Source organism: Bradyrhizobium sp. UBA2491 (assembly GCF_002341725.1).
GTDB lineage: Bacteria > Pseudomonadota > Alphaproteobacteria > Rhizobiales > Xanthobacteraceae > Bradyrhizobium.
Map to the genome: position 1 here is coordinate 24,237 of NZ_DDOP01000050.1, position 23,219 is coordinate 47,455.

General features: G+C 64.2%; 21 protein-coding genes, 2 tRNA genes and 1 pseudogene. 15 read left to right on the forward strand and 9 right to left on the reverse strand.

The window, feature by feature from the left end; genetic code table 11:
• Positions 1 to 53 precede the first annotated feature (53 nt).
• A complete protein-coding gene (locus tag B2W55_RS16615; RefSeq protein WP_024582545.1) occupies positions 54 to 971 on the forward strand; it encodes a PhzF family phenazine biosynthesis protein in 918 nt (305 codons plus the stop codon).
• Here B2W55_RS16615 and B2W55_RS16620 read toward each other — a convergent pair.
• Together B2W55_RS16620 and B2W55_RS16625 are read right to left on the reverse strand one after the other, a co-directional pair.
• A complete protein-coding gene (locus B2W55_RS16620; protein ID WP_024582544.1) occupies positions 968 to 1,429 on the reverse strand; it encodes a DUF488 family protein in 462 nt (153 codons plus the stop codon). The genes B2W55_RS16615 and B2W55_RS16620 overlap by 4 nt on opposite strands.
• A 10-nt stretch (positions 1,430 to 1,439) precedes the next feature.
• Entirely contained in the window at positions 1,440 to 2,222 is a 783-nt protein-coding gene (locus tag B2W55_RS16625) for a DUF72 domain-containing protein (protein WP_035636296.1), read from the reverse strand.
• Between the two features lie 231 nt (positions 2,223 to 2,453).
• Between B2W55_RS16625 and B2W55_RS16630 the strand changes: the two genes are divergently transcribed.
• The 6 genes from B2W55_RS16630 to B2W55_RS16655 all read left to right on the forward strand — a co-directional run bounded on the left by B2W55_RS16630 (position 2,454) and on the right by B2W55_RS16655 (position 8,393).
• Entirely contained in the window at positions 2,454 to 2,825 is a 372-nt protein-coding gene (locus B2W55_RS16630) for a hypothetical protein (RefSeq protein WP_024582542.1), read from the forward strand.
• A 67-nt stretch (positions 2,826 to 2,892) separates the two neighbouring features.
• A complete protein-coding gene (locus B2W55_RS16635; protein ID WP_080891170.1) occupies positions 2,893 to 3,102 on the forward strand; it encodes a hypothetical protein in 210 nt (69 codons plus the stop codon).
• A 247-nt stretch (positions 3,103 to 3,349) separates the two neighbouring features.
• On the forward strand, positions 3,350 to 4,483 hold the full coding sequence (locus tag B2W55_RS16640; protein WP_024582541.1) for a glycosyltransferase: 1,134 nt from the start codon (positions 3,350 to 3,352) through the stop codon (positions 4,481 to 4,483).
• A 7-nt stretch (positions 4,484 to 4,490) separates the two neighbouring features.
• A complete protein-coding gene (locus B2W55_RS16645; protein WP_024582540.1) occupies positions 4,491 to 5,993 on the forward strand; it encodes a glycosyltransferase family 39 protein in 1,503 nt (500 codons plus the stop codon).
• Between the two features lie 78 nt (positions 5,994 to 6,071).
• A complete protein-coding gene (locus B2W55_RS16650) occupies positions 6,072 to 6,773 on the forward strand; it encodes a DUF899 family protein (protein ID WP_024582539.1) in 702 nt (233 codons plus the stop codon).
• A gap of 426 nt (positions 6,774 to 7,199) precedes the next feature.
• On the forward strand, positions 7,200 to 8,393 hold the full coding sequence (locus B2W55_RS16655) for a DUF2778 domain-containing protein (RefSeq protein WP_024582538.1): 1,194 nt from the start codon (positions 7,200 to 7,202) through the stop codon (positions 8,391 to 8,393).
• Positions 8,394 to 8,592: 199 nt separating this feature from the next.
• Here the strand turns inward: B2W55_RS16655 and B2W55_RS16660 are convergent, their stop codons facing one another.
• The 3 genes from B2W55_RS16660 to B2W55_RS16670 all read right to left on the reverse strand — a co-directional run bounded on the left by B2W55_RS16660 (position 8,593) and on the right by B2W55_RS16670 (position 12,023).
• The gene (locus B2W55_RS16660) at positions 8,593 to 9,768 is read right to left on the reverse strand and encodes a CaiB/BaiF CoA transferase family protein (RefSeq protein WP_024582537.1); all 1,176 of its coding nucleotides are present in this window, start codon (positions 9,766 to 9,768) and stop codon (positions 8,593 to 8,595) included.
• A gap of 227 nt (positions 9,769 to 9,995) precedes the next feature.
• A complete protein-coding gene (locus B2W55_RS16665) occupies positions 9,996 to 10,997 on the reverse strand; it encodes a carbon-nitrogen hydrolase family protein (protein ID WP_024582536.1) in 1,002 nt (333 codons plus the stop codon).
• Between the two features lie 105 nt (positions 10,998 to 11,102).
• Entirely contained in the window at positions 11,103 to 12,023 is a 921-nt protein-coding gene (locus tag B2W55_RS16670) for a LysR family transcriptional regulator (RefSeq protein ID WP_029879438.1), read from the reverse strand.
• Positions 12,024 to 12,461: 438 nt separating this feature from the next.
• Between B2W55_RS16670 and B2W55_RS16675 the strand changes: the two genes are divergently transcribed.
• The 4 genes from B2W55_RS16675 (at position 12,462) to B2W55_RS16690 (ending at position 17,142) form a co-directional block, all read left to right on the forward strand.
• On the forward strand, positions 12,462 to 13,418 hold the full coding sequence (locus B2W55_RS16675) for a GAF domain-containing protein (protein WP_024582534.1): 957 nt from the start codon (positions 12,462 to 12,464) through the stop codon (positions 13,416 to 13,418).
• Positions 13,419 to 13,593: 175 nt separating this feature from the next.
• On the forward strand, positions 13,594 to 15,111 hold the full coding sequence (gene adh / locus B2W55_RS16680; protein WP_024582533.1) for an aldehyde dehydrogenase: 1,518 nt from the start codon (positions 13,594 to 13,596) through the stop codon (positions 15,109 to 15,111).
• Between the two features lie 85 nt (positions 15,112 to 15,196).
• Positions 15,197 to 15,547, forward strand: a complete 351-nt coding sequence (locus B2W55_RS16685) for a DUF779 domain-containing protein (RefSeq protein ID WP_024582532.1) — start codon at positions 15,197 to 15,199, stop codon at positions 15,545 to 15,547.
• Positions 15,548 to 15,645: 98 nt separating this feature from the next.
• Positions 15,646 to 17,142, forward strand: coding sequence for an AMP nucleosidase (locus B2W55_RS16690; protein ID WP_029879436.1), 1,497 nt, complete (start codon positions 15,646 to 15,648; stop codon positions 17,140 to 17,142).
• A gap of 69 nt (positions 17,143 to 17,211) precedes the next feature.
• Here B2W55_RS16690 and B2W55_RS16695 read toward each other — a convergent pair whose 3' ends face one another.
• Entirely contained in the window at positions 17,212 to 17,841 is a 630-nt protein-coding gene (locus B2W55_RS16695; RefSeq protein ID WP_024582530.1) for a glutathione binding-like protein, read from the reverse strand.
• Between the two features lie 11 nt (positions 17,842 to 17,852).
• A complete protein-coding gene (locus B2W55_RS16700) occupies positions 17,853 to 18,446 on the reverse strand; it encodes a cysteine hydrolase family protein (RefSeq protein ID WP_024582529.1) in 594 nt (197 codons plus the stop codon).
• A 128-nt stretch (positions 18,447 to 18,574) separates the two neighbouring features.
• On the opposite strand from B2W55_RS16700, the gene B2W55_RS16705 reads away from it, so the two are divergent.
• The 4 genes from B2W55_RS16705 to B2W55_RS16720 all read left to right on the forward strand — a co-directional run bounded on the left by B2W55_RS16705 (position 18,575) and on the right by B2W55_RS16720 (position 21,226).
• Positions 18,575 to 19,414, forward strand: a complete 840-nt coding sequence (locus B2W55_RS16705) for a LysR family transcriptional regulator (protein ID WP_024582528.1) — start codon at positions 18,575 to 18,577, stop codon at positions 19,412 to 19,414.
• Positions 19,415 to 19,597: 183 nt separating this feature from the next.
• Positions 19,598 to 19,669: transfer RNA gene (locus B2W55_RS16710), tRNA-OTHER, on the forward strand.
• Between the two features lie 3 nt (positions 19,670 to 19,672).
• A tRNA-Val gene (locus B2W55_RS16715) sits at positions 19,673 to 19,739 on the forward strand.
• A gap of 335 nt (positions 19,740 to 20,074) precedes the next feature.
• Positions 20,075 to 21,226 carry an SPFH domain-containing protein gene (locus B2W55_RS16720; RefSeq protein WP_024582527.1) on the forward strand — a complete coding sequence of 384 codons (1,152 nt, stop codon included), beginning with the start codon at positions 20,075 to 20,077 and terminating at the stop codon, positions 21,224 to 21,226.
• A gap of 88 nt (positions 21,227 to 21,314) precedes the next feature.
• On the opposite strand, the pseudogene B2W55_RS16725 reads toward B2W55_RS16720, so the two are convergent.
• Positions 21,315 to 21,603: pseudogene (locus B2W55_RS16725) on the reverse strand (GIY-YIG nuclease family protein).
• 166 nt (positions 21,604 to 21,769) lie between these two features.
• Positions 21,770 to 23,219 (reverse strand): chaperonin GroEL (groL, locus tag B2W55_RS16730; RefSeq protein ID WP_291532251.1); only part of this gene is annotated, 1,450 nt, incomplete at its 5' end.

The following is a 23,219-nucleotide window of genomic DNA, read 5'->3' on the forward strand; positions in this document are numbered from 1 at the left end:
TGTTACGATGAAGGCGATCGGTCGCCAATGACCGGAGCACGAGGACACGCAAGATGCAGCGGCGCTATATCACCGTCGACGTTTTCACCGACCGCGCTTTCGGCGGCAACCCGCTCGGCGTGGTGCTCGACGCCCGGGGGCTGTCGACGGCGCAGATGCAGGCGATCGCGACCGAGTTCAACTATTCGGAGACGACCTTCGTGCTGCCGCCGCAGGACGCGGCCAACGATGCCCAGGTTCGCATCTTTACGGTGCGTTCCGAAATCCCGTTCGCCGGCCATCCCAATGTCGGCACCGCCTTCGTGCTGGCGAGCCAGGCGGCGAAGCCGCCGGAGCAGCTGAAATTCGAGGAGAAGGCCGGCCTCGTGCCGGTCGCGATCCTGTCCGACCGCGGCACGGTGGTCGGCGCCGAGCTGACCGCGCCGCAGGCCTTGCAGCGGACCAATGTCGTGAGTGCGGCGGATGCGGCGGCGTGCCTGTCGCTGTCGGCCGACGACGTGAAGACCGACCGGCATGCGCCGCAGGTCGTCTCGGTCGGCCTCCCGTTCCTGGTGGTGGAGATCGCCTCGCGCGAGGCGCTGAAGCGCGCCCGGCCCGATGCGGCTGCGTTCGCCAGGGCATTGGCGCAAATCGGCCGCGACGTCGTCTATTTCTACACCCGCGACGTGCCGGCGGACGAGCAGCCGCTCGATCTCCAGGCGCGTATGTTCCATCCGGGCGCCAGCGGGCTGTCCGAGGATCCCGCCACCGGCAGCGCGACCGCCGCCTGCGCGGCGCTGCTCGCCGATATCGACGCCACGCGTGACGGCGAATTGCGGCTGCGGATCGGGCAGGGCGTCGATATGGGCCGGCCGAGCCTGCTGCTGACGCGGGTGCGCAAGCAGGGCGGCGCGATCACGTCGGTGCATGTCGGCGGCGGCTGCGTGAAGATGATGGAAGGGACGCTGAACCTGTCGGGTGAGGCGGGCTAGAGCTGTGGCGCAGCCAGATTCTCGATCCTGACGCCGTCGCGCTCCTCGATGATCTCGGCGATCCAGCGGCGATGGCAATGTTCGTGGTCGCGCTCGTAGCACAGGATGCAGACCGGGCCGGACTGCTTCACCAGCGCCGACAGCTCGTCGAGCTCCTCCCTGGCCTGCACCGTCTTGAGGTGCGCCGAATAGATCTTGTGCAGCAGCGCGTACTGCCCGCTACGCGCTGCTTCCCGACCGCTCTTCGGCGTGCCGAGGCCGCGGAGGTGGACATAGCCGATGCCGCGCTCGTCGAGGCCGGCGGCGAGCTGGGTCTTGGAGAAGCCGGGACGGCGCGAGGAGGCAACCGCGCGGACGTCGACCAATAGCTTGACGCCGGCGTGCTGAAGCTCGTCGAGCACCGCGTTCGACGGCGTCTGCTCGTAGCCGATGGTGAACAGCTTTTTTGCCTTCGCCATCGCTGTTCCTTCACTTCACCCGTTCGATCAGCTCCATCGCGCCGGCGGGCGCGCGGATTTTGCCCTCGTGGATCACATAGGCGAACACGTCGCGCGGGGCTTTCTTCGGCGCGGTCTCGTCGACCTTCGGCAGGTCGTCGGGCTCGCCGCCGCCGGCCCAGTCCTGGAAGCGCCTGGCCCAGGCGTCGAGCTGCTTCGGTGGATAGCAGGTCTTCAATTCGTCGTTGCCCTTCTGCAACCGGGCATAGACGAAGTCGCTGGCGACGTCGGCGATCGCCGGATACTTGCCGTGCTCGGCAAACACCACGGGCACCTCGTGCTCGCGGATGAGGGCGATGAACTCGGGCACCTTGAAGCTGTCGTGGCGCACCTCGACCACATGGCGCAGCGCGCGGCCGTCGAGCTTGCGCGGCAACAGCTCGAGGAATTTGCCGAAATCGACGCCATCGAACTTCTTGGTCGGTGCGAATTGCCAGAGCACCGGGCCGAGCCGGTCCTTCAGCTCCAGCACGCCCGAATCATAGAATCGCTTCACCGAATCGCCGGCCTCGGCGAGCACGCGGCGGTTGGTGGCGAAGCGCGGCCCCTTCAGCGAGAAGATGAAGCCGTCGGGTACCTCGCTGGCCCATTTGCGAAAGCTCTCCGGCTTCTGCGAGCCGTAATAGGTGCCGTTGATCTCGATCGAGGTCAGCTTCGAGGCGGCGTAGGACAGCTCCTTCGCCTGCGTGAGCTTCTCCGGATAGAACACCCCGCGCCACGGCTCGAAGGTCCAGCCGCCGATGCCGATATAGATGTTGCCCGCGCCGGTCTTGGTCGTCTTGGCGTCTGTCTTGGCGTCTGTCTTGGCGTCGGTCTTGGTTGCCTTGGTGGGAGCTTTGGCCACGGCTGCACTCGTCGCGAGGTGAGGGGAGTAGGGAGCGAGAGTAGTCAAAATAATCGTGATTGGCCAGTTTGCCAGATCGGCGCGCCGGTGCTTATCGTGGTCGCCAGCGTTGGCTAGGATGCCGAAAACGGGAGAACAACAATGCGCATGCTGGTTGCGGCCGCTCTCTTGGTCACCTCGTCCGCCGCGATATCGTCTACTGCAATGGCCGACGAGGTCGACGACGCGCACAAGCTCGCGATCACCGGCCGCGACGCCTACTGGAATTGTCTCGCCCGCGAATATCCCCGCGACAGCAACAAGGCGATGTCCGACCAGGAGTTCAGCTCGCTGATCGCCAATGTCTGTCCTTCCGAGCGGCAGAACTTCCGGGTGTCGCTGATCGACTTCCTGTCGCTGCAATTTCCGAAGCAGGATGCCGACGCCAATCTGACGACCGCCAACCGCGCGATCGAGCTGGCGCAGAAGGACATCGTGACCGCCTTCACCCGGCGCAAGGCCGCGGCGAAATAGGTTCCCAAATCCTGTTGCGGCCGGCCGATTTTTGATATCAATCCGCGCAGGCGAGGGGATGTTCGGCATGAGTTCACAATCGACGGCAGGCTTTCTGGGCGCAGTGGTCGCAGCCATCGTGCTGGCGGCGGCGTTCATCTACGGGCCGTCGCCCAGCCAGCTTCATAACCCCGCACCGCCCGCTGCGGCGCAGCCGCAAGCCGCCCCTGCCGCTGAAGCCGCGCCAGTGGCCCCGGCGCCACGCGGCCCCGTGATCCGGGAAGTACCGAACAACTAGCGCCGTTCGCCCCTTGCGAACTGTCCGGGGCGTTCCTATCTAGCTTGGAACGGCGACGTTGCAGCTTCAGGGCTCCGGCGCCGGGACGACCACGACATTGTTTGGCTGCGCCGGATGTACGCGCGCCCCTTGTTCGTGGTCGTTGGCATTTTCAGGGGTATTTTGCCCCGTTTTCCCGCTTCCCGAGCGCCCGTATGGTTCGGCCTGCCTTGGCAGCCGGGGAGGCTGCGGCTATACGCTGGCGCTCATGAATGACGCCATGCAGCCGGGCCCCGAAACCGCGTCGCAGACCGCACGTCTGCCGCAGCTTTCGGTCGTCGTCCCAACCTTCAACGAGCGCGACAATGTCACGGTGCTGTACCGCCGGCTCGACGCGATCCTGAAGGACGTATCCTGGGAGGTCATCTTCGTCGACGACAATTCGCCCGACGGAACCTGGGATGTGGTGCGTGGCCTGGCGCGGCAGGATTCGCGCGTGCGCTGCGTTCGCCGAATCGGCCGACGGGGCCTGTCCGGCGCCTGTATCGAGGGCATCCTGGCCTCGAGCGCGCCCTATGCCGCCGTGATGGATGCCGATCTCCAGCATGACGAGACCCAGCTCCCGAAGATGCTGGCGCTGCTGGAGAGCGGCGAGGCCGAGCTCGTGGTCGGCAGTCGCTACATCGAGGGTTACAAGGCCGACGGCTTCAACAAGCAGCGCGCGGGCGCCAGCGCCTTTGCCACCGAGATCGCCCGCCGCACGCTGAAGGTCGAGGTCGCCGATCCGATGAGCGGCTTCTTCATGATCCGCCGTGACCGCTTCGAGCAGCTTGCGCCGCAGCTCTCGACCCAGGGCTTCAAGATCCTGCTCGACCTGGTGGCGACCGCGGACGGCAAGCTGCGCACGGTCGAAATTCCCTACAAATTCGGTGCCCGCCAGCATGGCGAGAGCAAGCTTGATTCCATGGTCGCGCTCGACTTTCTCGGCCTGGTGCTGGCGAAGCTGACCAATGATCTGATCTCGCTGCGCTTCATCCTGTTCGCCGCGGTCGGCGGGCTCGGCCTGCTCGTGCACCTCGCTGTGCTGTTTGTCGCGCTGCAAATGTTCGGCGCGCGATTCCCGGAGGCGCAGGCCGCCGGCGCCGTCGTCGCGATGACCAGCAATTTCATCCTCAACAATTTCCTGACCTATCGCGACCAGCGGCTGAAGGGCTTTGGCATCCTGCGCGGCCTGCTGCTGTTCTATCTGGTGTGCAGCGTCGGTCTGCTCGCCAATGTCGGCGTCGCATTCTCGGTCTACGACCAGGAGCCGATCTGGTGGCTTGCGGGCGCTGCCGGCGCGCTGATGGGCGTGGTCTGGAACTACGCGATGTCCGGACTGTTCGTCTGGCGCAAGCGGTGACGTTCGCATGAGTGCGAACGAGGGGCGGCTCGCCCGGAATACCGCGCTCGCGGTATGCGCGCTGGTGCTGCTGCGGCTGGTGGCGGCGGCATGGACGCCGCTGACCTTCGACGAAGCCTATTACTGGATGTGGTCGAAGGCGCTGGCCGGCGGTTATTACGATCATCCGCCGATGGTCGCGATCGTGATCCGGCTCGGCACCATGATCGCGGGCGACACGCCGTTCGGCGTGCGGCTGGTCTCGATCCTGCTCGCGCTCCCGATGAGCTGGGCGATCTACCGGGCCGCGGCGATCCTGTTCGGCGGCCAGCGCATTGCCGCGAGCGCAACCATCCTGCTCAACGTCACGCTGATGGCCGCGGTCGGCACGCTGATCGTGACGCCGGATGCGCCGCTATTGGTCGCCGCCAGCCTGCTGCTGTACGCGCTCGCCAAGGTGCTGGAGAGCGGACGCGGCGCCTGGTGGCTCGCGGTCGGCGCCAGCGCCGGTGCGGCGCTGTTGTCGAAATACACCGCGCTGTTCTTTGGTCCCGCGATCCTGATCTGGCTTGCGACGGTGCCCAAGCTGCGGCGCTGGTTTCTCTCGCCGTGGCTCTATCTCGGCGGCCTGGTCGCGGCCGGCCTGTTCGCGCCTGTCATCCTCTGGAATGCCGAGCACCAATGGGTGTCGTTCATCAAGCAGATGGGACGCGCCCGGATCGAGGATTTCCGGCCGACCTACATCGCCGAGCTGATCCCGACCCAATTCGCGTTCGCGACGCCGCTGGTGTTCATTCTCGGCGTGATGGGCCTCTATGCGCTCTATCGGCGTCGCGCCGGCGCGATGCCGGCACGCGTCCTGATCAACACGATGTTCTGGACCATCGTGGTCTATTTCACCTGGCACGCGTTACATGCGCGGGTCGAGGCCAATTGGTTCGCGCCGGTCTATCCCGCCTTTGCGCTGGCGGCCGCGGTCGCCGCGATCCAGGCGCAGTGGGCGCCGCGCGAGCAGCGCACCGTGGATTTCTGCCGCCGCTGGGCTGCACCCAGTGGCGTCGTGCTGTTCGCGCTGCTGATCGTGCAGGCCAACACCGGCATCCTCTCGGGATATCGTCGTGACGCCACCGTGCGCAGCGTCGGCGTCGGCTGGCCGGAGCTCGCCGGCGAAATCGAGGCGGCACGGGTGAAGTCGGGTGCAAGCTGCGTGCTGGCGCCGGACTATGGCACCGTCGGCTGGCTCGCGTTCTATCTCCCCAAGGGCAGCTGCGTCGCCCAGCAGGGCCAGCGTATCCGCTGGGTCAATATGCCGGAGCCGAGCCCGGCGCAGCTCTCGGGCAAGCTGCTGTATGTGCATGAGCTCGACCAGCCGATGCCGGCTTCGGTGCGCGACAATTTCACTCGTATCGAAACCATCGCCGAAGCCAGGCGCATGCGTGGGCCGCTGGTGATCGAGACCTACGCGCTGGATCTGCTGGGAGGCGCAAAGGGCGACGTCCTCGATCGCTCGCCGCCGCCGGAACTGCAATGAATTGCCGCGGCTGACTGTCGGACGCTCCGGTTCCGGTTCGTCTTCCAGGGAGCCCGTCAATCACGCGAGGTTCCGATCATGACCAGTTCCGTTCTCAAGCCCGCCGCCGAGCTCGCCAGGACCAACACCAGCCGCTTCCCCAATGAGAGCGCCGAATATCGTCGCGCGCGCCAGGCGCTGCTTGCCGAGGAGATCGAGTTGCGCCGGCACATCGAACGTGTGGCCGAGCTGCGCCGCGCGTTGCCGCCGGGCGGCGAGGTGACTACGGCCTATGAATTCACCGGCGAAGCCGGTCCGGCCTCGCTCGGCGATCTCTTCGGCAACAGGCAGACCCTGATCATCTACAGCTACATGTTCGGCCCGCAGCGCGAAAAGCCGTGTCCGATGTGCACCTCGTTCATGGGCACATGGGAGGAGAAGCTGCCCGATATCGAGCAGCGCGTGTCGTTCGTGTTCGTGGCGCGCTCGCCGATCGCGCGCCTGGTCGAGGCGAAGCGGGCGCGCGGCTGGACCCGCCACAGGGTCTATTCGGACATGTCCATGTCGGGCGACTACACGCGCGATTATGTCAGCAAGGATGATGGCGACGTGCCCGGCTACAATGTCTTCACGCGCCACGACGGCACGGTCCGTCATTTCTGGGCTGGCGAGATGGGGGCGGGCACGATGGACCCCGGGCAGGACCCGCGTGGCGCACCCGATCTCGACCCGCTCTGGACCGTGCTCGACACCACGCGAGAGGGCCGCGGCACGGACTGGTATCCGAAGCTGAGCTATTGAGGAGACGTTTCTTGCGCGATGCCCGTGCATTTACGGGGCGATCGGCAAGGAAATTCTCCCCTGAATTTATTCCGGCATCCTGCACCCGGGCGGCGTGCCGGAATGTCCCAGCATGGGACAAAAAAGCCGTTTTGGCGTTCCAATGTCATCTTAAAAAAGCCCTACGCCACAGGCACTTCCCGCGTTGCAGGGGATCGCATCCGGTTAAGTCGCATTTAACTAAAAGTCGCCTTAATGGCCGTCTGTGCCCCCTGCGCGACGGTGAGCCGAAATGTCGTTCGGCAGATCCAGTGTGGGGACAAAGGTGGACCTGTTTTGAGCGCCGGGTGTATGGGTACGAGTGCGAGTGCGTATGTTCTTGGGGCCCCGAGCCGCAAGAAATCCTCCCGAAAAATCCTCCCACAGCATTTCCTCGGCAGCGCCGCGGTGGCGGGGCTGGTGCTTGGCTGCGCCTGGACCGTCTATGCCAACATCTTTGCCGCGAGCGTCTATCCCTCGGTGGGCAGTGCGTCGTTCGAGGCCCCGGCGGTCAAGCGGCCGGTAGCGGCCGCCGCACGGCCGGCTCCGGCATTCAACGAGGTGTTCGCCTCGCTGACCCCCGCACCGGCGGCGCCCGCCAAATCCGAGGCCACCAAGTCCGAGGTGGCCAAGTCCGGGGTCGTCAAGTCCGAAGTCGCCAAATCCGAAGTCGCGAAGTCGGAAACCCCGGCACCTTCACTCATGTTTAACGATCGGTTTGCGGCGGCTTCGCCCGAGGGCGTGGCATCCAGCGTCGTCGCCGACGCCGCGCCGCAGATCGACCCGATCAAGCAGGCCGCCGCGCCCAAGGTCGCCGAAGCGAAGCCGGTCGCCTCGGCAAAGCTTGCGGAGGCCTCGAAGCCGCTGCCGGCGCCGAAATCGGTCGAGACCAACAAGAAGGAAGCCGCCGCCAATCTGCAGGTGGCGCTCAACGATCCATCAGCGTCGGTGCAACCGAAGGCTACCGACACCAAGGCAGTGGAGAGCAAGTCGGCCACCAAGTCCGGCAGCGTCACGGTGCGTGACATGGCCGCGCGCGCCAAGGCCGCGGTGATGTCGATCGCCTCGAACGAGCGGCAGACCATGGTCGAGAAGCTGTGGGGCAAGCGCGAGTCGAATGGCGGGCTGCTCTCCTTTGCTTCGGCCGACGCCAACGTCACCGGCAGCATCCCCTCGACGCTCGACCAGAACCCGATGCTCGGCGGCTCGCCGCCCTATGACCGCCAGACCGCGGTCTATGACATCTCGGCCAGGACCGTATACCTGCCCGACGGCACGCGGCTCGAGGCGCATTCGGGGCTCGGCTCCCGGCTCGACGATCCCCGGTCGTCGCATCTGAAAATGGTTGGTGTGACGCCGCCGCACATCTACGAACTCAAGCCGCGCGAGGCGCTGTTCCACGGCGTGCCGGCGCTGCGGCTCAATCCGATCGGCGGCGAGGGCAAGATCTTCAACCGCGTCGGCCTGCTCGCGCACACTTTCATGCTCGGCCCGAACGGCGATTCCAACGGTTGCGTCTCGTTCAAGGACTATTACGCGTTCCTCGACGCCTACCGTAACAAGGGTATCCGCCGCCTCGCGGTGCTCGCGCGGATTCAGTAGGCGCTGTCTGCCGGAGGGGAGCTTGCTCCCCTTGGCCTGTCCCGCCGTCGTCAGCTATCTCGGTGGCGTCAATCGGAGCGCAGGGCAGGCGCTGGACACTCGTGCAGGACACTGGCCGCCGGCGCCCGCGGGGTGGGCAAGATCTTGCTAATTGCGCTGGTGATGCGGACCGGGTGAACGGGCACGGTGGCGCACTGAACTAGATCACGCGAAGACGTCTCAACTTCGCCACTTCGGCAGGCTCGAAGCCAAATTCCGCAAGCACCTCGTCGGTGTGCTCGCCGAGTTCCGGCGGGGCACGCCGAATTTCGGCAGGCGTCCGGCTCAGCTTGATCGGCTGACCGAGGATTTCGACATGGCCGAGCTTCGGGTGATTGAGAGATTGTACGATTCCGATTTCCTTGACTTGGGGGTCTGAGAACATTTCATCGAGCTTGTAGATCGGTCCCGCCGGAACGCCGGCCGCGTTGAGGCATTCGATCCACGCGGAGGCCGTGTTCTGTGAAGTTGCGGCTTCGATCGAGGCGTTCAGGGCGTCGCGGTTGCTTTCTCGCAAATCCGCCGTCACGAAACGGGGATCTGAACTCAGCTCGGGCGCGCCGATCGCGCTGCAGAGCCGGTGGTAACTGTCATTCCCTACCGTTGAGATCGTGAAATAGCCGTCCTTGGCCTTATAGACCCCGGTAGGAACGATCTTGGGGTGATCGTTTGCGCGCTGCTGCGGAATGTGCCCGTCCATCAGCCAGCTCATGGCCTGATAATCCAACAGCATGATCTGCGACGACAACAGATTGGCCTGTACCCACTGTCCTTTTCCCGACCGTTCACGCTCGATGAGCGCGATCATCGCTCCGATCGCGGCAAATATCCCGGCGCTTACATCTGCGGGTGACATTCCTGCTCGCAGCGGCCCGCGATCCGCATAACCTGTAAGCCACATCAACCCTCCCATGCCCTGGGCGATCAGATCGAAGCCTGGTCGCGCGCTGTAGGGCCCCGTTTCCCCGAACGCGGAAATCGAGGTGTAGACGAGCCTTGGATTGATCGCCGATAGACTGTCGTAGTCGATACCCAATCGATGCTTTACGTCTGGCCGAAAACTCTCGACCACCACGTCGACGGTCTCGATCAATCTCTTGAGAACAGCCACGCCTTCGGGCCGCTTGAGGTCCAACGTGATTCCACGCTTGTTTCTTTGGGCGTTGACGTAGTCGGACGAATAGCGATCGTCCCCCATGGGATCTCCTTCGCCGTCGGTGCGCTCGACCTTGATGACGTCGGCTCCGAAGTCGCCAAAGAATTTCACGCAGGTCGGGCCGGCTCGAACGCGCGACAGATCGAGCACGCGAATATGAGATAGGGGAAGGCGCGACATATAACCTCGACGCTTTGAGGACGGTCAGTGGTGCAAGATTGTTCTGGAAGATCGCGGTGTCAGTTGAACTGACTTCTCATCCGAAGCGGCCCCTGCCTGAATCTCCGGTTGCAGGTGAGCATGGTGGCGAGCCATGCGGGGCCAGCCCGCCGCCAACTTGGTCCCTTGGCTCGACGTGACATGGATATCATCCGCGGTAGCCGCCAATTTTTCCCGCCAAACCGGGATCAGCAATTGGGATCATGCGTCGGCTCGAAGGGGAAATGGATTGGCCGATTTGCCGAGCGATCGACTGAGAGTTTGAAGATGTCGAACCTGTTGTAGTAGCCGACGACATCGTGGATCCGCTTCTGCACAACGGCGTCCTTGAGATCGATCGTGGCCGTCACCAAGCCTTCTTGATCGCTCAAGACGCTGCTTATGAGTGCACCTGTCGGGCCCAGGATCATCGAGACACCTCGAGGGCTGGCCTCCACGATCTCAGCGGCTTCCGGCCCCATCGTTGCGATCGCCTCGCGCGCGGACTGGTCGTGGTACGCAGATGCAACGATATTGAAGGCTTTTGCCTCGAAAGAATGTGCGGCGGCGCGAATCCGAATTGCCTTTTCGAGATCGTAGGTGCCGGCCGTCTTTACCTTTCCAGCCACTCCTATGGGCGGGTAGGTGGAAATATGAACCTGTTCTCCTTGCGCCATCAACGAAAAGCGCGCCAGCGGATTGGTGTTCTCGCCGCAGATCAGCATGCCGATGCCGCCGATCTCCGTGTCGCTAACGCGCAGGCCCGCGCCATCACCATTGGCCCACACCAGTTTCTCGAAAAACGTGGGCACCAGCTTCCTGTGATGATTCAGGATATCACCGCCAGGGCCGATCAGAACATTCGCATTCCACAGACAACCCACACTTACACTGCTCGCCTCCGTGAATCCGATGGAGACGAAGATATCGTTGGCGCGCGCGGCGGCGCGGACCTTTCCCATCTCGGGACCATCGACACGGATGGCCTGAGCAGCCAGCTCGGCGAAGTACTTGTCTCCGTCAAAAGGCGCAGCCAATGTCGCCCAGGTAGGATAGCCCGGGATGAACGCCTCGGGAAAGGCGATCAGGCGAACGCCTTGCCGAGCTGCTTCAGCGATGATGTCGCAGGCTTTTTCCGTCGTTTTGTCACTGTGGCCATAGACAGATGCGACATGAGCTGCCGCGACTTTGTAGCTTGGATAAAGTCCCATACGTCCTCGTGGCACGCGCGAATGCGCGCCACCACTTTATGGACAGATCGCCCGACCAAGAAGCTGGATCTGCGCATTCGTCATTGCGGAAATTCGGGCAGATGCTTACGACCACCGATTGAAGTGATCGTGATCCTCCTTGAATATCTTCTTCAGAAATCCGATCAGCGACTTTACTCTTGCGGTATAGCGAAGATCCTGATGGGTACTGACCCAGATCCCGCGTTCGATCGCGATGCTCTCCCGAAGGATCGGGACCAATCTGCGATCGGTACGCGCGGCGAAGACCGGCAGCATCACAATGCCAGCACCCGCCGCAACGGCGGCCATCTGCGTCCCCATGCTGGTGGAATTCAACACGTCGCGATGCCCTTCGACCACCTCGTCCAGGAACCGCGCGGACTCGACGCTGAGAAGATCAGGTATGAACGAAACGAACCGATGGCGAGCGAGATCGGTCCGATTCTTCGGCGTGCCCTCGCTGTCCAAATATCGCTGGGAAGCGAACAAATGCACCGTGATCGTGCCAAGCTGTTCTTTGTGGAGACCCCGTCCTTCCGGTTCGTAGAAGCTGACGAACAGGTCGGAATCCCGGATCGCGACGTTCACGGGCCGCAGTTGTGTGACGATCTCGAGACGCATTGGAGGTTGCGTCAACTGAAAGGCTGCGAGCCGCTCGGCCAAATAGAACGTCGATAGACCTTCGTAGGTCGAAATGCGGATGAGCGGAGAGGCTCCTTCGACTTCACCGCGCGAAAGATCGAGGACTTGCGAAACCTGACTGTCGATCGTTTCAACATGCCGGAGAATGTTTCGGCCGAATTCGGTGAGGTACAATCGCTCGCGCTTGCGTTCGACGAGACGGAGCCCAAGGTCGGCTTCCATTTGCGCAATGCGGCGGCTGACCGTCGACTGGTCAAGTTGCAGCAACCGGGCAGCCCCCGCGATGTGATCGCTGCGCGCAATCGCGAGGAATATTCGCAGATCATCCCATCTGATCGATCGGAGGGATTTTGCATTGCCCATTCTGAACATGCGTATTCACGTTTGGCCCGCAAAATACAAGCCTACAAGTGGCTTGTGTGGTCCTCGCACCCGGTCCGGGGCAGATTCGGAACAGACGCAAAAGTTTAGAAAGCCTTGGTTTCCGAGAGAACGAGTATTTCTGCATTGATCATTGCGGAAATGCGTCGCCTCAGCTAGCGGGCACGAACTGGGTCGAGCCATTGCGATGATGCGGGGTCGCGCGATACCTGGGTCACGCCCACCCGTCGACGAGCGCCGATGGGCGGGCCGCCGGCTGGGACGAATTGACCGGCGCGCGGCCAGGCCCTGTCCGAAGGTCGCAGTCGCGTCCCTTGAAAGGCTGCCGGGCGCGCTATATCCTGCGGAATACAGGGGTGCCAGGGTCAACAGCGCCGCGTTCCCGAGGGTCTGAGAACCCGGGGAGCAGGGGAGGGAAGCATGAGCCGGTCGCCGGGTGTCATGCATACGGACAAGGTTCTCGATGTGCTTGCCGGAGGCGGGGCGCCGTCCGAGCTGTCGGCGTCGTGGCGCCGCTCCGGCCATCTGCATGCGCTCGATCCGGCGAGCCGTAGGCCTTCCCATCGTCTCCAGCAAGCCGACGTCGCCGCCGCGCAGCAGCGTCTCGGCGAGTTTCTGAAGGTCGCCCAGGGCACGCTCGACCGGCTGTTTCTTGCTGTCGGCGGCGTCGGCTGCTCGGTGCTGCTCGCCGATCGCGACGGTGTTGTGGTCGACCGGCGCGGCGCCGGCGCCGATGACGCGACGTTCGACGCCTGGGGGCTGTGGACCGGCGCGGTCTGGAGCGAGAAATATGAGGGCACCAACGGCATCGGTACCTGCATCGTGGAGAAGCGGCCGCTGTCGATCGATCGCGAGCAGCACTTCTTCACCCGCAATTCCGGATTGTTCTGCACCACCGCGCCGGTCTTTGACGAGCATGGCGAGCTTGCCGCGGCGCTCGATGTCTCCTCCTGCCGCGCCGACCTGACCGACGGATTTTCCCGCTTGATCGCCACCACGGTCACCGACGCTGCGCGCGCGATCGAGGCCGAGAATTTTCGCCGGGCGTTTCCCGATGCGCGAATTCTGCTGACGCCGCGAAGCGAGCGCGCCGTCAACTCGCTGCTCGCGGTCGATCGCGACGACCTCGTGATCGGTGCAACGCGGGCCGCGCGGCGCGCGCTCGGCCTCAACGCGGCGTCGCTGGCGCGGCCATTGCCGGCGGCGGATCTGATCGGTGAGACCCGTGACGATGGCGGCCTGGTTGCGGCGGAGCGCGCAGCGTTGCAGCGTGCGCTGGCACGCGCCGGCGGCAACGTGTCCAAAGCCGCCAAGAATCTCGACATGTCGCGCGCCACATTGCACCGCAAGCTCAAGCAGCTCGGCCTGCATCGCTAAGGCTCCGCGTTTGCGTCGGAAATGCTGACGCATCTATGCCAATTTGCGGCGCACTCTGTCTCAGATTTGCGACAGTTCCCCTGCGGCCGTTGCGGCGGGCCCCTGTTCTGTCTGCCTGATTTGACCGAGCTTTCCGGCCAACGCCGTGTGCATCGGCGTGCCAACGGAGGAACACATGAACAAGGTTGACATGCAGTCCGTGCTCAAGGCGCCGTTTGCCAAACGCTATGGCAATTTCATCGGCGGCGAATGGCGCGAGCCCCATTCCGGAAAATATTTCGACAACGTATCGCCGGTCACGGGACTTCCGATCTGCGAGATCCCGCGCTCCGACGCGGCTGATATCGAGGCCGCGCTGGACGCAGCGCATGCGGCGAAGGACGCCTGGGGCAAGACCAGCGTCGCCGAGCGCTCGCTGATCCTCAACAAGATCGCCGACCGGATGGAGGCCAATCTCGAGAAGCTCGCAACCGCCGAGACCTGGGACAATGGCAAGCCGATCCGCGAGACCATGGCCGCCGACATGCCGCTCGCAATCGATCACTTCCGCTACTTCGCGAGCGCGATCCGCGGCCAGGAGGGCTCGATCTCCGAGATCGACCATGACACCGTGGCCTATCATTTCCACGAGCCGCTCGGCGTGGTCGGACAGATCATTCCCTGGAATTTCCCGATCCTGATGGCGACCTGGAAGCTGGCGCCTGCGCTGGCCGCCGGCAATTGCGTGGTCATCAAGCCGGCCGAACAGACCCCGGCCTCGATCATGACCTGGCTCGAGCTGGTCGGCGATCTCCTGCCCAAGGGCGTCGTCAACGTCGTCAACGGCTTTGGTCTCGAGGCCGGCAAGCCGCTGGCGTCGTCGAACCGGATCGCCAAGATCGCCTTCACCGGCGAGACCACGACGGGCCGGCTGATCATGCAATACGCCTCGCAGAACCTGATCCCGGTGACGCTCGAACTCGGCGGCAAGTCGCCGAACATCTTCTTCAAGGACGTCTGCGCGGAAGATGACGATTTCTTCGACAAGGCGATCGAAGGCTTCGTGATGTTCGCGCTCAACCAGGGCGAGGTCTGCACCTGTCCGAGCCGGGCGCTGATCCATGAATCGATCTACGACCGCTTCATGGAGCGCGCGCTGAAGCGCGTCGCGGCGATCACGCAGGGCAGCCCGCTCGACCCGTCGACGATGATCGGCGCGCAGGCGTCCTCCGAGCAGCTCGAGAAGATTCTATCCTACATCGACATCGGCAAGAAGGAAGGCGCCAAGGTGCTGGCCGGCGGCGAGCGCAACAATCTCGGCGGCGGACTGTCGGGCGGCTATTACGTCAAGCCGACCGTGTTCGAGGGCAACAACAAGATGCGCGTGTTCCAGGAGGAGATCTTCGGGCCGGTGGTGTCGGTCGCGACCTTCAAGACCGATGAAGAGGCGCTTTCGATCGCCAACGACACGCTCTATGGCCTCGGTGCCGGCGTCTGGAGCCGCGATGCCAATCGCTGCTACCGGTTCGGTCGCGCGATCCAGGCCGGCCGGGTCTGGACCAACTGCTATCATGCCTATCCGGCGCACGCGGCGTTCGGCGGCTACAAGCAGTCCGGCGTCGGCCGAGAGAACCACAAGATGATGCTCGACCACTATCAGCAGACCAAGAACATGCTGGTAAGCTATAGCGCCAAGAAGCTCGGCTTCTTCTGAGGGCTCGGTCCACCCCATCGTTTGGGGAACCAAAACGACAGGCTTCGGCGGGACGTTCCGCCGAAGCCCCATCACGGAGGCCGGGATGGCTGACAAGGTGACCGCGACGCCTGCCGCACTCGAGCTGATTGCCGAGATCGTCGCCGATCATGGGCCGGTGCTGTTTCACCAATCCGGAGGCTGCTGCGACGGTTCGTCGCCGATGTGCTATCCGCAAGGTGACTTCCTGATCGGCGATTACGACGTCAAGCTCGGTGAGATCGGCGGCGCGCCGTTCTACATCAGCGGTTCGCAGTATGACGTCTGGAAGCATACCGATCTGATCATCGACGTCGTTCCTGGTCGCGGCGGCATGTTCTCGCTCGACAACGGGCGCGAACGCCGGTTCCTGACCCGGTCCGAGATCTGCGCGCTGCCGCCACGCGAGGCGGAATAGGGCGGTCTGCGCGATCTGGAACTGGAGGCCATTGTCGCTATACTGCGTCGATCCGGAGCGAGTCCCAGCTCGACACCGGTCCTTGGCGCAAGGCGAACATGTCTCCTGCAACCCCCATCGAAACCCCTCCACCGATCACGACCGAAGCATTCGTCGATGCCGGCGCGGCGGTGTCCCGCCTCGAAGAGATCTACGAGCGCAACACCGGCTTCCTGCGCAACCGCTTCGAGGCCTATGTTAACGGCGCGGTGATCACCACGCGGGTCCGCGCGCATTACCCGTTCGTGCGCATCACGACATCGTCGCATGCCCGGCTGGATTCCCGCCTTGCCTACGGGTTCGTCGCGGGGCCCGGCATCCACGAAACCAGCATCACCCGGCCGGATATTTTCCGGACCTATCTCACCGAGCAGATCGGGCTCCTGATCAAGAACCATGGCGTGGCGGTCGAGATCGGGGAATCCGATGAGCCGATTCCGATCCATTTCGCCTACAGGCGCGACATCAATATCGAGGCGGCGCTGACCATTGCCGACAGTTCGGCCTTCACGCGATCGCTGCGCGATATCTTCGATACGCCCGACCTCGCCGCGATGGACGATGCGATCGCCGACGGTACGTTCGAATTGAAGCCGGGCATGCCGGAGCCGCTGGCGCTGTTCCGCGCCGCGCGGGTCGACTACTCGTTGCGCCGGCTCTATCACTACACCGGCACCGATCCGGAGCATTTCCAGAACTTCGTGATCTTCACGAACTACCAGTTCTATGTCGATGCCTTCGTGCAGCTCTCCCAGCAACGCCTCGCGGCGGGCGAGGCCGGTCTTGAAGCCTTCGTTGCGCCCGGCAATGTGATCACCCGCAACGCGCTGGCTGGCGGCGGCACCACCGGCACCGCATCGGAGCGTGTCCCGCAGATGCCGGCGTTTCATCTGGTCGAGCCCGGCTATCGCGGCATCACCCTGATCAATATCGGGATCGGTCCGTCGAACGCGCGCAACATCACCGATCACGTCGCGGTGCTGCGACCGCACGCCTGGCTGATGATCGGGCATTGCGCCGGCTTGCGGAACACGCAGCGGCTCGGCGACTATGCGCTCGCCCATGGCTATGTCCGCGAGGATCACGTGCTCGATCACGAACTGCCGCTGTGGGTGCCGATCCCGGCGCTGGCGGAGATGCAGGTGGCGCTGGAGGAGGCGGTCGGCGAGGTCACCGGGCTCACCGGCTTCGAGCTCAAGCGGCTGATGCGGACCGGCACGGTCGCCAGCGTCGACAATCGCAATTGGGAGATCAGCGGGCCGCAGGTGATCCGGCGGCTGTCGCAGTCGCGCGCCGTCGCGCTCGACATGGAATCCGCGGCGATCGCCGCCAACGGCTACCGGTTCCGCGTGCCCTATGGCACGCTGCTGTGCGTCTCCGACAAGCCGCTGCATGGCGAGATCAAGCTCGCCGGCATGGCCAGCGAATTCTATCGTCAGCGCGTCGGCCAGCATCTCGAGATCGGCCTCAGGGCGCTGGAGCGGCTCAAGCAGCAGGAATCCGAACGGCTGCATTCACGCAAGCTGCGCAGCTTCGCCGAGGTCGCATTCCAGTAGGGCATGATCCGGAAAACTGCGAAGCCGCTTTCCGAAAAGATCATGCACAGGCAAGAGACCCTCGCCTGCTCACGCCGCGAGCGATTTCCACAATTGCATCTCGGTGCCGACCGCGGCCTTGACCTGCGGCCGGGCCTGGATGCGTGAGAGATAGGCTGCCAGTGACGGCCATTGCGCGACGTCGACACCGGCGGCGCGGAGCAACAGCAGGGCCCAGGCGAGGTGCGCGTCGGCAACCGTGAAGCGTTCTCCGACCAGGAATTCACGGTCCGCCAGATGCGCAGATGGCACCGACAAGGTCTGGCCGATCCGCGCACGCGGCTTGGCCAGCGATGCGTCGTCCTTGTACCAGAAGGTCGGGAACAGAAAGCCCTTGTGGATCTCGGTGCCGATGAAGCTCAGCCACTCCTGCAACCGGTAGCGATCCGGATCGCCCGGCTGCGGCGCCAGGCCGAGCTCGGGTTTGCGGTCCGCGATATATTGCAACACCGCCGCGCTTTCCGTCAGGCGCTCGCCGTTCTCCAGCACCAGCACCGGTACCGCGCCCTTCGGCGCGACCGCGCGGAAATCGCCATCGTCCTCCAGAACCTTCTTGGTCCAGAGCTGGACGAGGTGGTAGCGCGCCTCGATCCCGGCCTCCATCAATGCGATGCGGCTGGCGAGCGAGCAGGCCATCGGCGAGAAATACAGCTCAAGCATGGCGATGTCTCTCAGGCGAGGGCATTGCCGCGGGCGATGATCGCGAAGCGGTCGGATAGTTCGGCGAGCGCGACGTCGTGGATGAGTTTTGCGGCAATGGTGCCGCCGCTGCCGTCGGGCAGGTCGCGGGTGGCGCAGCTGTCGGCGTCGATGGTGGTGCGGAAGCCGAGATCGAGCGCGGCGCGGGCCGTCGAGCTGACGCACATATGCGTCATGAAGCCGGCGAGCACCAGCTCCTTGCGTCCGGTCGCGGCAAGCTGCGTGTTCAGCTCGGTGCCGGCGAACGCGTTCGGCAATTGCTTCTCGATCACGATCTCGCCCGGCCTTGGTGCCAACGGCGCCACGATCGCGCCGCGCTCCGCGGCGCGGTCGAACAGGCTTCCCGGCGCTCCCTTGTGCGCGATGTGGATGATGACAGCGCCGCTGTCGCGTGCGCGTCCGAGCAACGCGGTAGCGCGTACGATCGCGGGGCTGGCGTCGGGCAAAGCGAGGGGACCTGCGAGATATTCGTTCTGGATATCGATCAGCACCAGGCAGCTGTCGCCGAGGCGAGGCGGGGTAAGATCGATACCGGCGAGCTGCATCAATGTCTTGGCTGCGGTCATGGTCCCGATGTCTCCAGCGGATGTGTCTTGCGAAAATATAGCCGCGGAGCGGCCTGCCGTTATGCAGGGATATTGCAGCCGGTGGCTGCGTTGTTGCAGGCAGGCCAGGCACGATGTAGCCTGACGCCATGAATTGGGACGACCTTCGCATCATCGCCGCCATCAGGGACGAGGGCACCTATGCCGGCGCCAGCGCGCGGCTGCGCATCGACGAGACCACGGTCGGCCGCCGGCTGGCGCGGATCGAGCGCGCGCTCGGCTTACGCCTGTTCGAGGCCGCCGACGGACTGCGCAAGCCGACCCGGCAATGCGACGTCGTGCTCGCGCACATCCAGGCGATGGCCGCGCATGCCGAGGAGATCGGCCGGATCGGCGAGAGCCTGCCCGGGCCGGTCGGCCGGCTGCGCATCGCTTCGACCAATGCGATTGCCGAGGAAGTGCTGGCGCCGCGCACCGGCGCGTTGCTGCGTGCCCATCCGGGCTTGACGTTGCAGTTTCTGACGTCGAGCGACAACGTCAAATTCTCGCGCTGGGAGGCCGATCTCGCGATCCGCCTGCGCAAGCCCGACAAGGGCGACTTTGCGATCTCGAAGCTCGCCGAGGTCAGGCTGTATTTCTTCGAGCCGGCCGCGACGACGGCGGGAGAGGCGGTGACGTGCGCCTATCCGGACGAACTCGGAGGCATTCCTGAAATGCAATTCCTGCGCGCGAAGCGGCTTCGCGCGCGCTGCGTCACCGACAATGTGCGTGTCATCCACAGACTGATCCAGTCGCATCACGCGGTCGGCGTGCTGCCGGAGCATAGTTGCGTGGACTTGCTGACCGATCGCCGCCTGCGTGCCACGCTGCTGCCGAAGCGACGCGACGTGTGGCTGCTGGTGCAGAACCATCTCAAGCGCGACGTGGCCACGCGCGTTACCATCGATTGGCTGCGCGGCTGTTTCCAGGATGTCGCACGGGGCGGGTGAGCCCCGGAATGACGAGGTGATGGTCGGTGTCCCGTCACGAAAAAATCACACATTGCCCTCTTGCAACCCGGGCGTGCTTCGTCTATTAGCCCGCTCCTTCGCTTCGGCCATGGGTTCGGGCTCGTGAGATCCCGACTGGCGCGTGCCGCTCTGCGGTGTCGTGTTCCGCCGAAATGAAGATCACGAGAATGAAGCTCATGGGCGAGCGTCGGGACTGAAATCCCGAAGGTACCGGTTCGAATCCGATCTTCTCACAAAGGATAGCTCAGTTGGTTAGAGCAGGTGAATGACACTCATCGGGTCGCGGGTTCGATTCCCGCTCCAAGCGCTCCGTTTCAGCCTTCAAAGCTGATGCCTCTGAAGGGGACCGGACGCGCGCTTCAGTCGCAGTCCGGTCGTCCTGCCGCAAGGCTCTTCGTCCGAACATCGACACTGTGAGACCGGCTTTGCGCCGCGGTGGATACCGCTTGCGCTGATGCCGGGTGGCTCCACACGGCCGCACGACAATCGTCGTGCGATCGCGCGCGTGCGCCCGTCATCGCGCAAGCTCAAGCCACGGCCCGCTTGGCTGACAGGAAGCCGCGTTCGCGTCCTCACGTCCTTTGCAAAATGAAACCCGCTCTCAGGCCCATGGGCCCGAGGCAACGATGGAGGCGTGCCATGACCTGGCATTTCTTGACGACCAAGTTGACGGTGAAGGATGGCGAGCGCGCGTTGCTGACGCGTGACGGCCGGCTCGAGCAGGTGCTCGGCCCCGGACGCCATCGGCTGTTCGATCCCTTGCATGAGCTCAAGGCCGAGCTGTTCAGCGTCGTGCGCAGCGAATTCCCCGCGGATCGCTTCGCGGTGATCAAGGCCGCGCGGCCCGATCTGGCTGACGGGCTGTTCGCGGCGATCGAGACCAAGGCGAACGAGATCGCGATCGTCAGCCTCGACGGCCGTCCGGTGCAACTGATGACGCCCTGGCAGACGCGCGTCTACTGGAAGGTCGCGACCGTGGTCGATGTCGAGCGCATCGACGTGACCAGCGATCCCAGGGTCACGGCGCGCCATCTCGCGATGATCCAGCCCAACCGGGCCGGCGTCATCACCGAGGCCGTGGTCGAGAACCACGAGGCGGGCTTGCTCACGGTTGAGGGCAAGCTGGTCGAGCGGCTCGCGCCCGGCCGGCACGCGTTCTGGATCGCGGGCCGCAAGATCGAGGTCAAGCGCCTCGACCTGCGTCCCCAGGCGATCGAGATCACGGCGCAGGAGATGCTGACCAAGGACCGCATCGCGCTGCGCGTGACGCTGACCGCGTTCCGCCGGATCGTCGATCCCGAGCGGGTCGTGGCCACGGTGCCCGACGTGGATGCGTGGCTGTACCGCCTGGTGCAGTTCGCGATCCGCGAGGCGGTGGCCGGCCGCACGCTGGACGAGGTGCTGTCTGCGAAGACGGCGCTCGACGAGGAGTTGCGCGACTATGTCCGCGGCCGTGTCGCGGGCTCTGGCGTCGAGGTTACCGAGCTCGGCGTCAAGGACGTGATCCTGCCCGGCGAGATCCGCGAGCTGGTCAACAAGGTGGTGGAGGCGGAGCGGGTGGCGAAGGCCAATTTGATCCGTCGCCAGGAGGAGACCGCGGCGACGCGCTCGCTCCTGAACACCGCCAAGCTGATGGAGGAGAACCCTCTGTTGCTGCGGCTCAAGGAGCTCGAGTCGCTGGAGCGTCTGGTCGAGAAGGTCGGCCGCATCGACCTGCACGCCGGCGACGGGCAGGGCCTCGATGCGCTGCTGACCAAGCTGGTCCGCCTCAAGGCGCCCGAGAGCGCATGATAACAAGAAGGGCCGCCCACGGGCGGCCCTTCACGTTCGTCATTCCGGGGCGCGCGCAGCGCGAGCCCGGAATCCATAACCACGGCTATCACGTGGATATCCCCGGATAGAGATCAACCCATCCCGGGTTTTGCTCCTCAATGAGCCGGGTCTTCCAATCGCGCCGCCACTTCTTGAGCTCTTTCTCGCGAGTGATTGCGGTGGTTGCGTCTTCGTAAATCTCGAACCAAACCAATTTGTCGACGCCATATCGCGATGTAAAGCCTTTAACCGCCTTCGTACGATGTTCGTGGATGCGACGCACAAGATCGTTTGTTACACCGAGATAGAGTGTGCCGTGCTTTTTTGCTCGCAAGAAGATAGACGTAGTAGGCCATCTCGACACTCGTGGTTATGGATTCCGGGCTCGCGCAGCGCGCGCCCCGGAATGACGGCGGATGGTATCGTCGCTTCGAACGTCAAATCAACACTCACTCCAAAAGCAAAAACCCCGGCATCGCTGCCGGGGTTTTGCATTTCGTGGATCGCCTTGAGTGGCTGGACTTAGAAGTCCATGCCGCCCATGCCGCCGCCCGGAGGCATCGCGGGGCCGCCGGCGTTCTTCTTCGGCAGCTCGGCAACCATCGCTTCCGTGGTGATCAGCAGCGCCGCAACCGAGGCAGCGTTCTGGATCGCGGTGCGCACGACCTTGGTCGGGTCGATGATGCCCTTCTTGACCAGGTCGGCATAGTCGCCGGTCTGGGAGTCAAAACCGTAATTGTAGGTCTTGTTCTCCAGGATCTTGCCGACGATCACCGAACCGTCTTCACCGGCGTTGATCGCGATCTGGCGAGCCGGAGCCGACAGCGCCTTGCGCACGATCTCGACGCCGGTCTTCTGGTCGTCGTTCTTGGTGCGCAGGCCCTTGAGCTGCTCGGAGGCACGGAGCAGGGCGACGCCGCCGCCCGGGACGATGCCTTCCTCGACAGCCGCGCGGGTCGCGTGCATCGCGTCATCAACGCGATCCTTGCGCTCCTTCACCTCGACTTCGGTCGCGCCGCCGACGCGGATCACCGCGACGCCGCCTGCGAGCTTGGCGAGACGCTCCTGGAGCTTCTCACGGTCGTAGTCCGAGGTGGTTTCCTCGATCTGCGCCTTGATCTGGGCAACGCGAGCGTCGATGTCGGCCTTCTTGCCGGCGCCGTTGACGATCGTGGTGTTCTCCTTGTCGATCATCACCTTCTTGGCGCGACCGAGCATCTGCAGCGTGACGTTCTCGAGCTTGATGCCGAGGTCTTCCGAGATGGCCTGGCCGCCGGTCAGGATCGCGATGTCCTGCAGCATGGCCTTGCGGCGATCGCCGAAGCCCGGAGCCTTGACGGCCGCGACCTTCAGGCCGCCACGCAGGCGGTTGACGACGAGGGTGGCAAGCGCTTCGCCTTCGACGTCTTCAGCGACGATGACCAGCGGCTTGCCGGTCTGCACCACGGCCTCGAGCAGCGGCAGCAGCTCGTTCAGCGACGAGAGCTTCTTCTCGTTGATCAGGATGTAGGCGTCGTCCATCTCAACGCGCATCTTGTCGGCGTTGGTGACGAAGTAGGGCGAGATGTAGCCGCGGTCGAACTGCATGCCCTCGACGACGTCGAGTTCGGTCTCGAGCGACTTGGCTTCCTCGACCGTGATCACGCCCTCGTTGCCGACCTTCTTCATGGCGTCGGCGAGGAACTTGCCGATCTCGGCATCGCCGTTGGCCGAAATGGTGCCGACCTGGGCGATCTCCTCGTTCGAGGTGACCTTCTTCGAGTTCTTCTGGAGGTCCGCAACGACGGCTTCGACCGCGAGGTCGATACCGCGCTTGAGGTCCATCGGGTTCATGCCGGCGGCGACCGACTTGGCGCCTTCCTTCACGATCGCCTGGGCGAGCACGGTTGCCGTGGTGGTGCCGTCGCCAGCCGCGTCAGCGGACTTGGAGGCGACTTCGCGCACCATCTGGGCGCCCATGTTCTCGAACTTG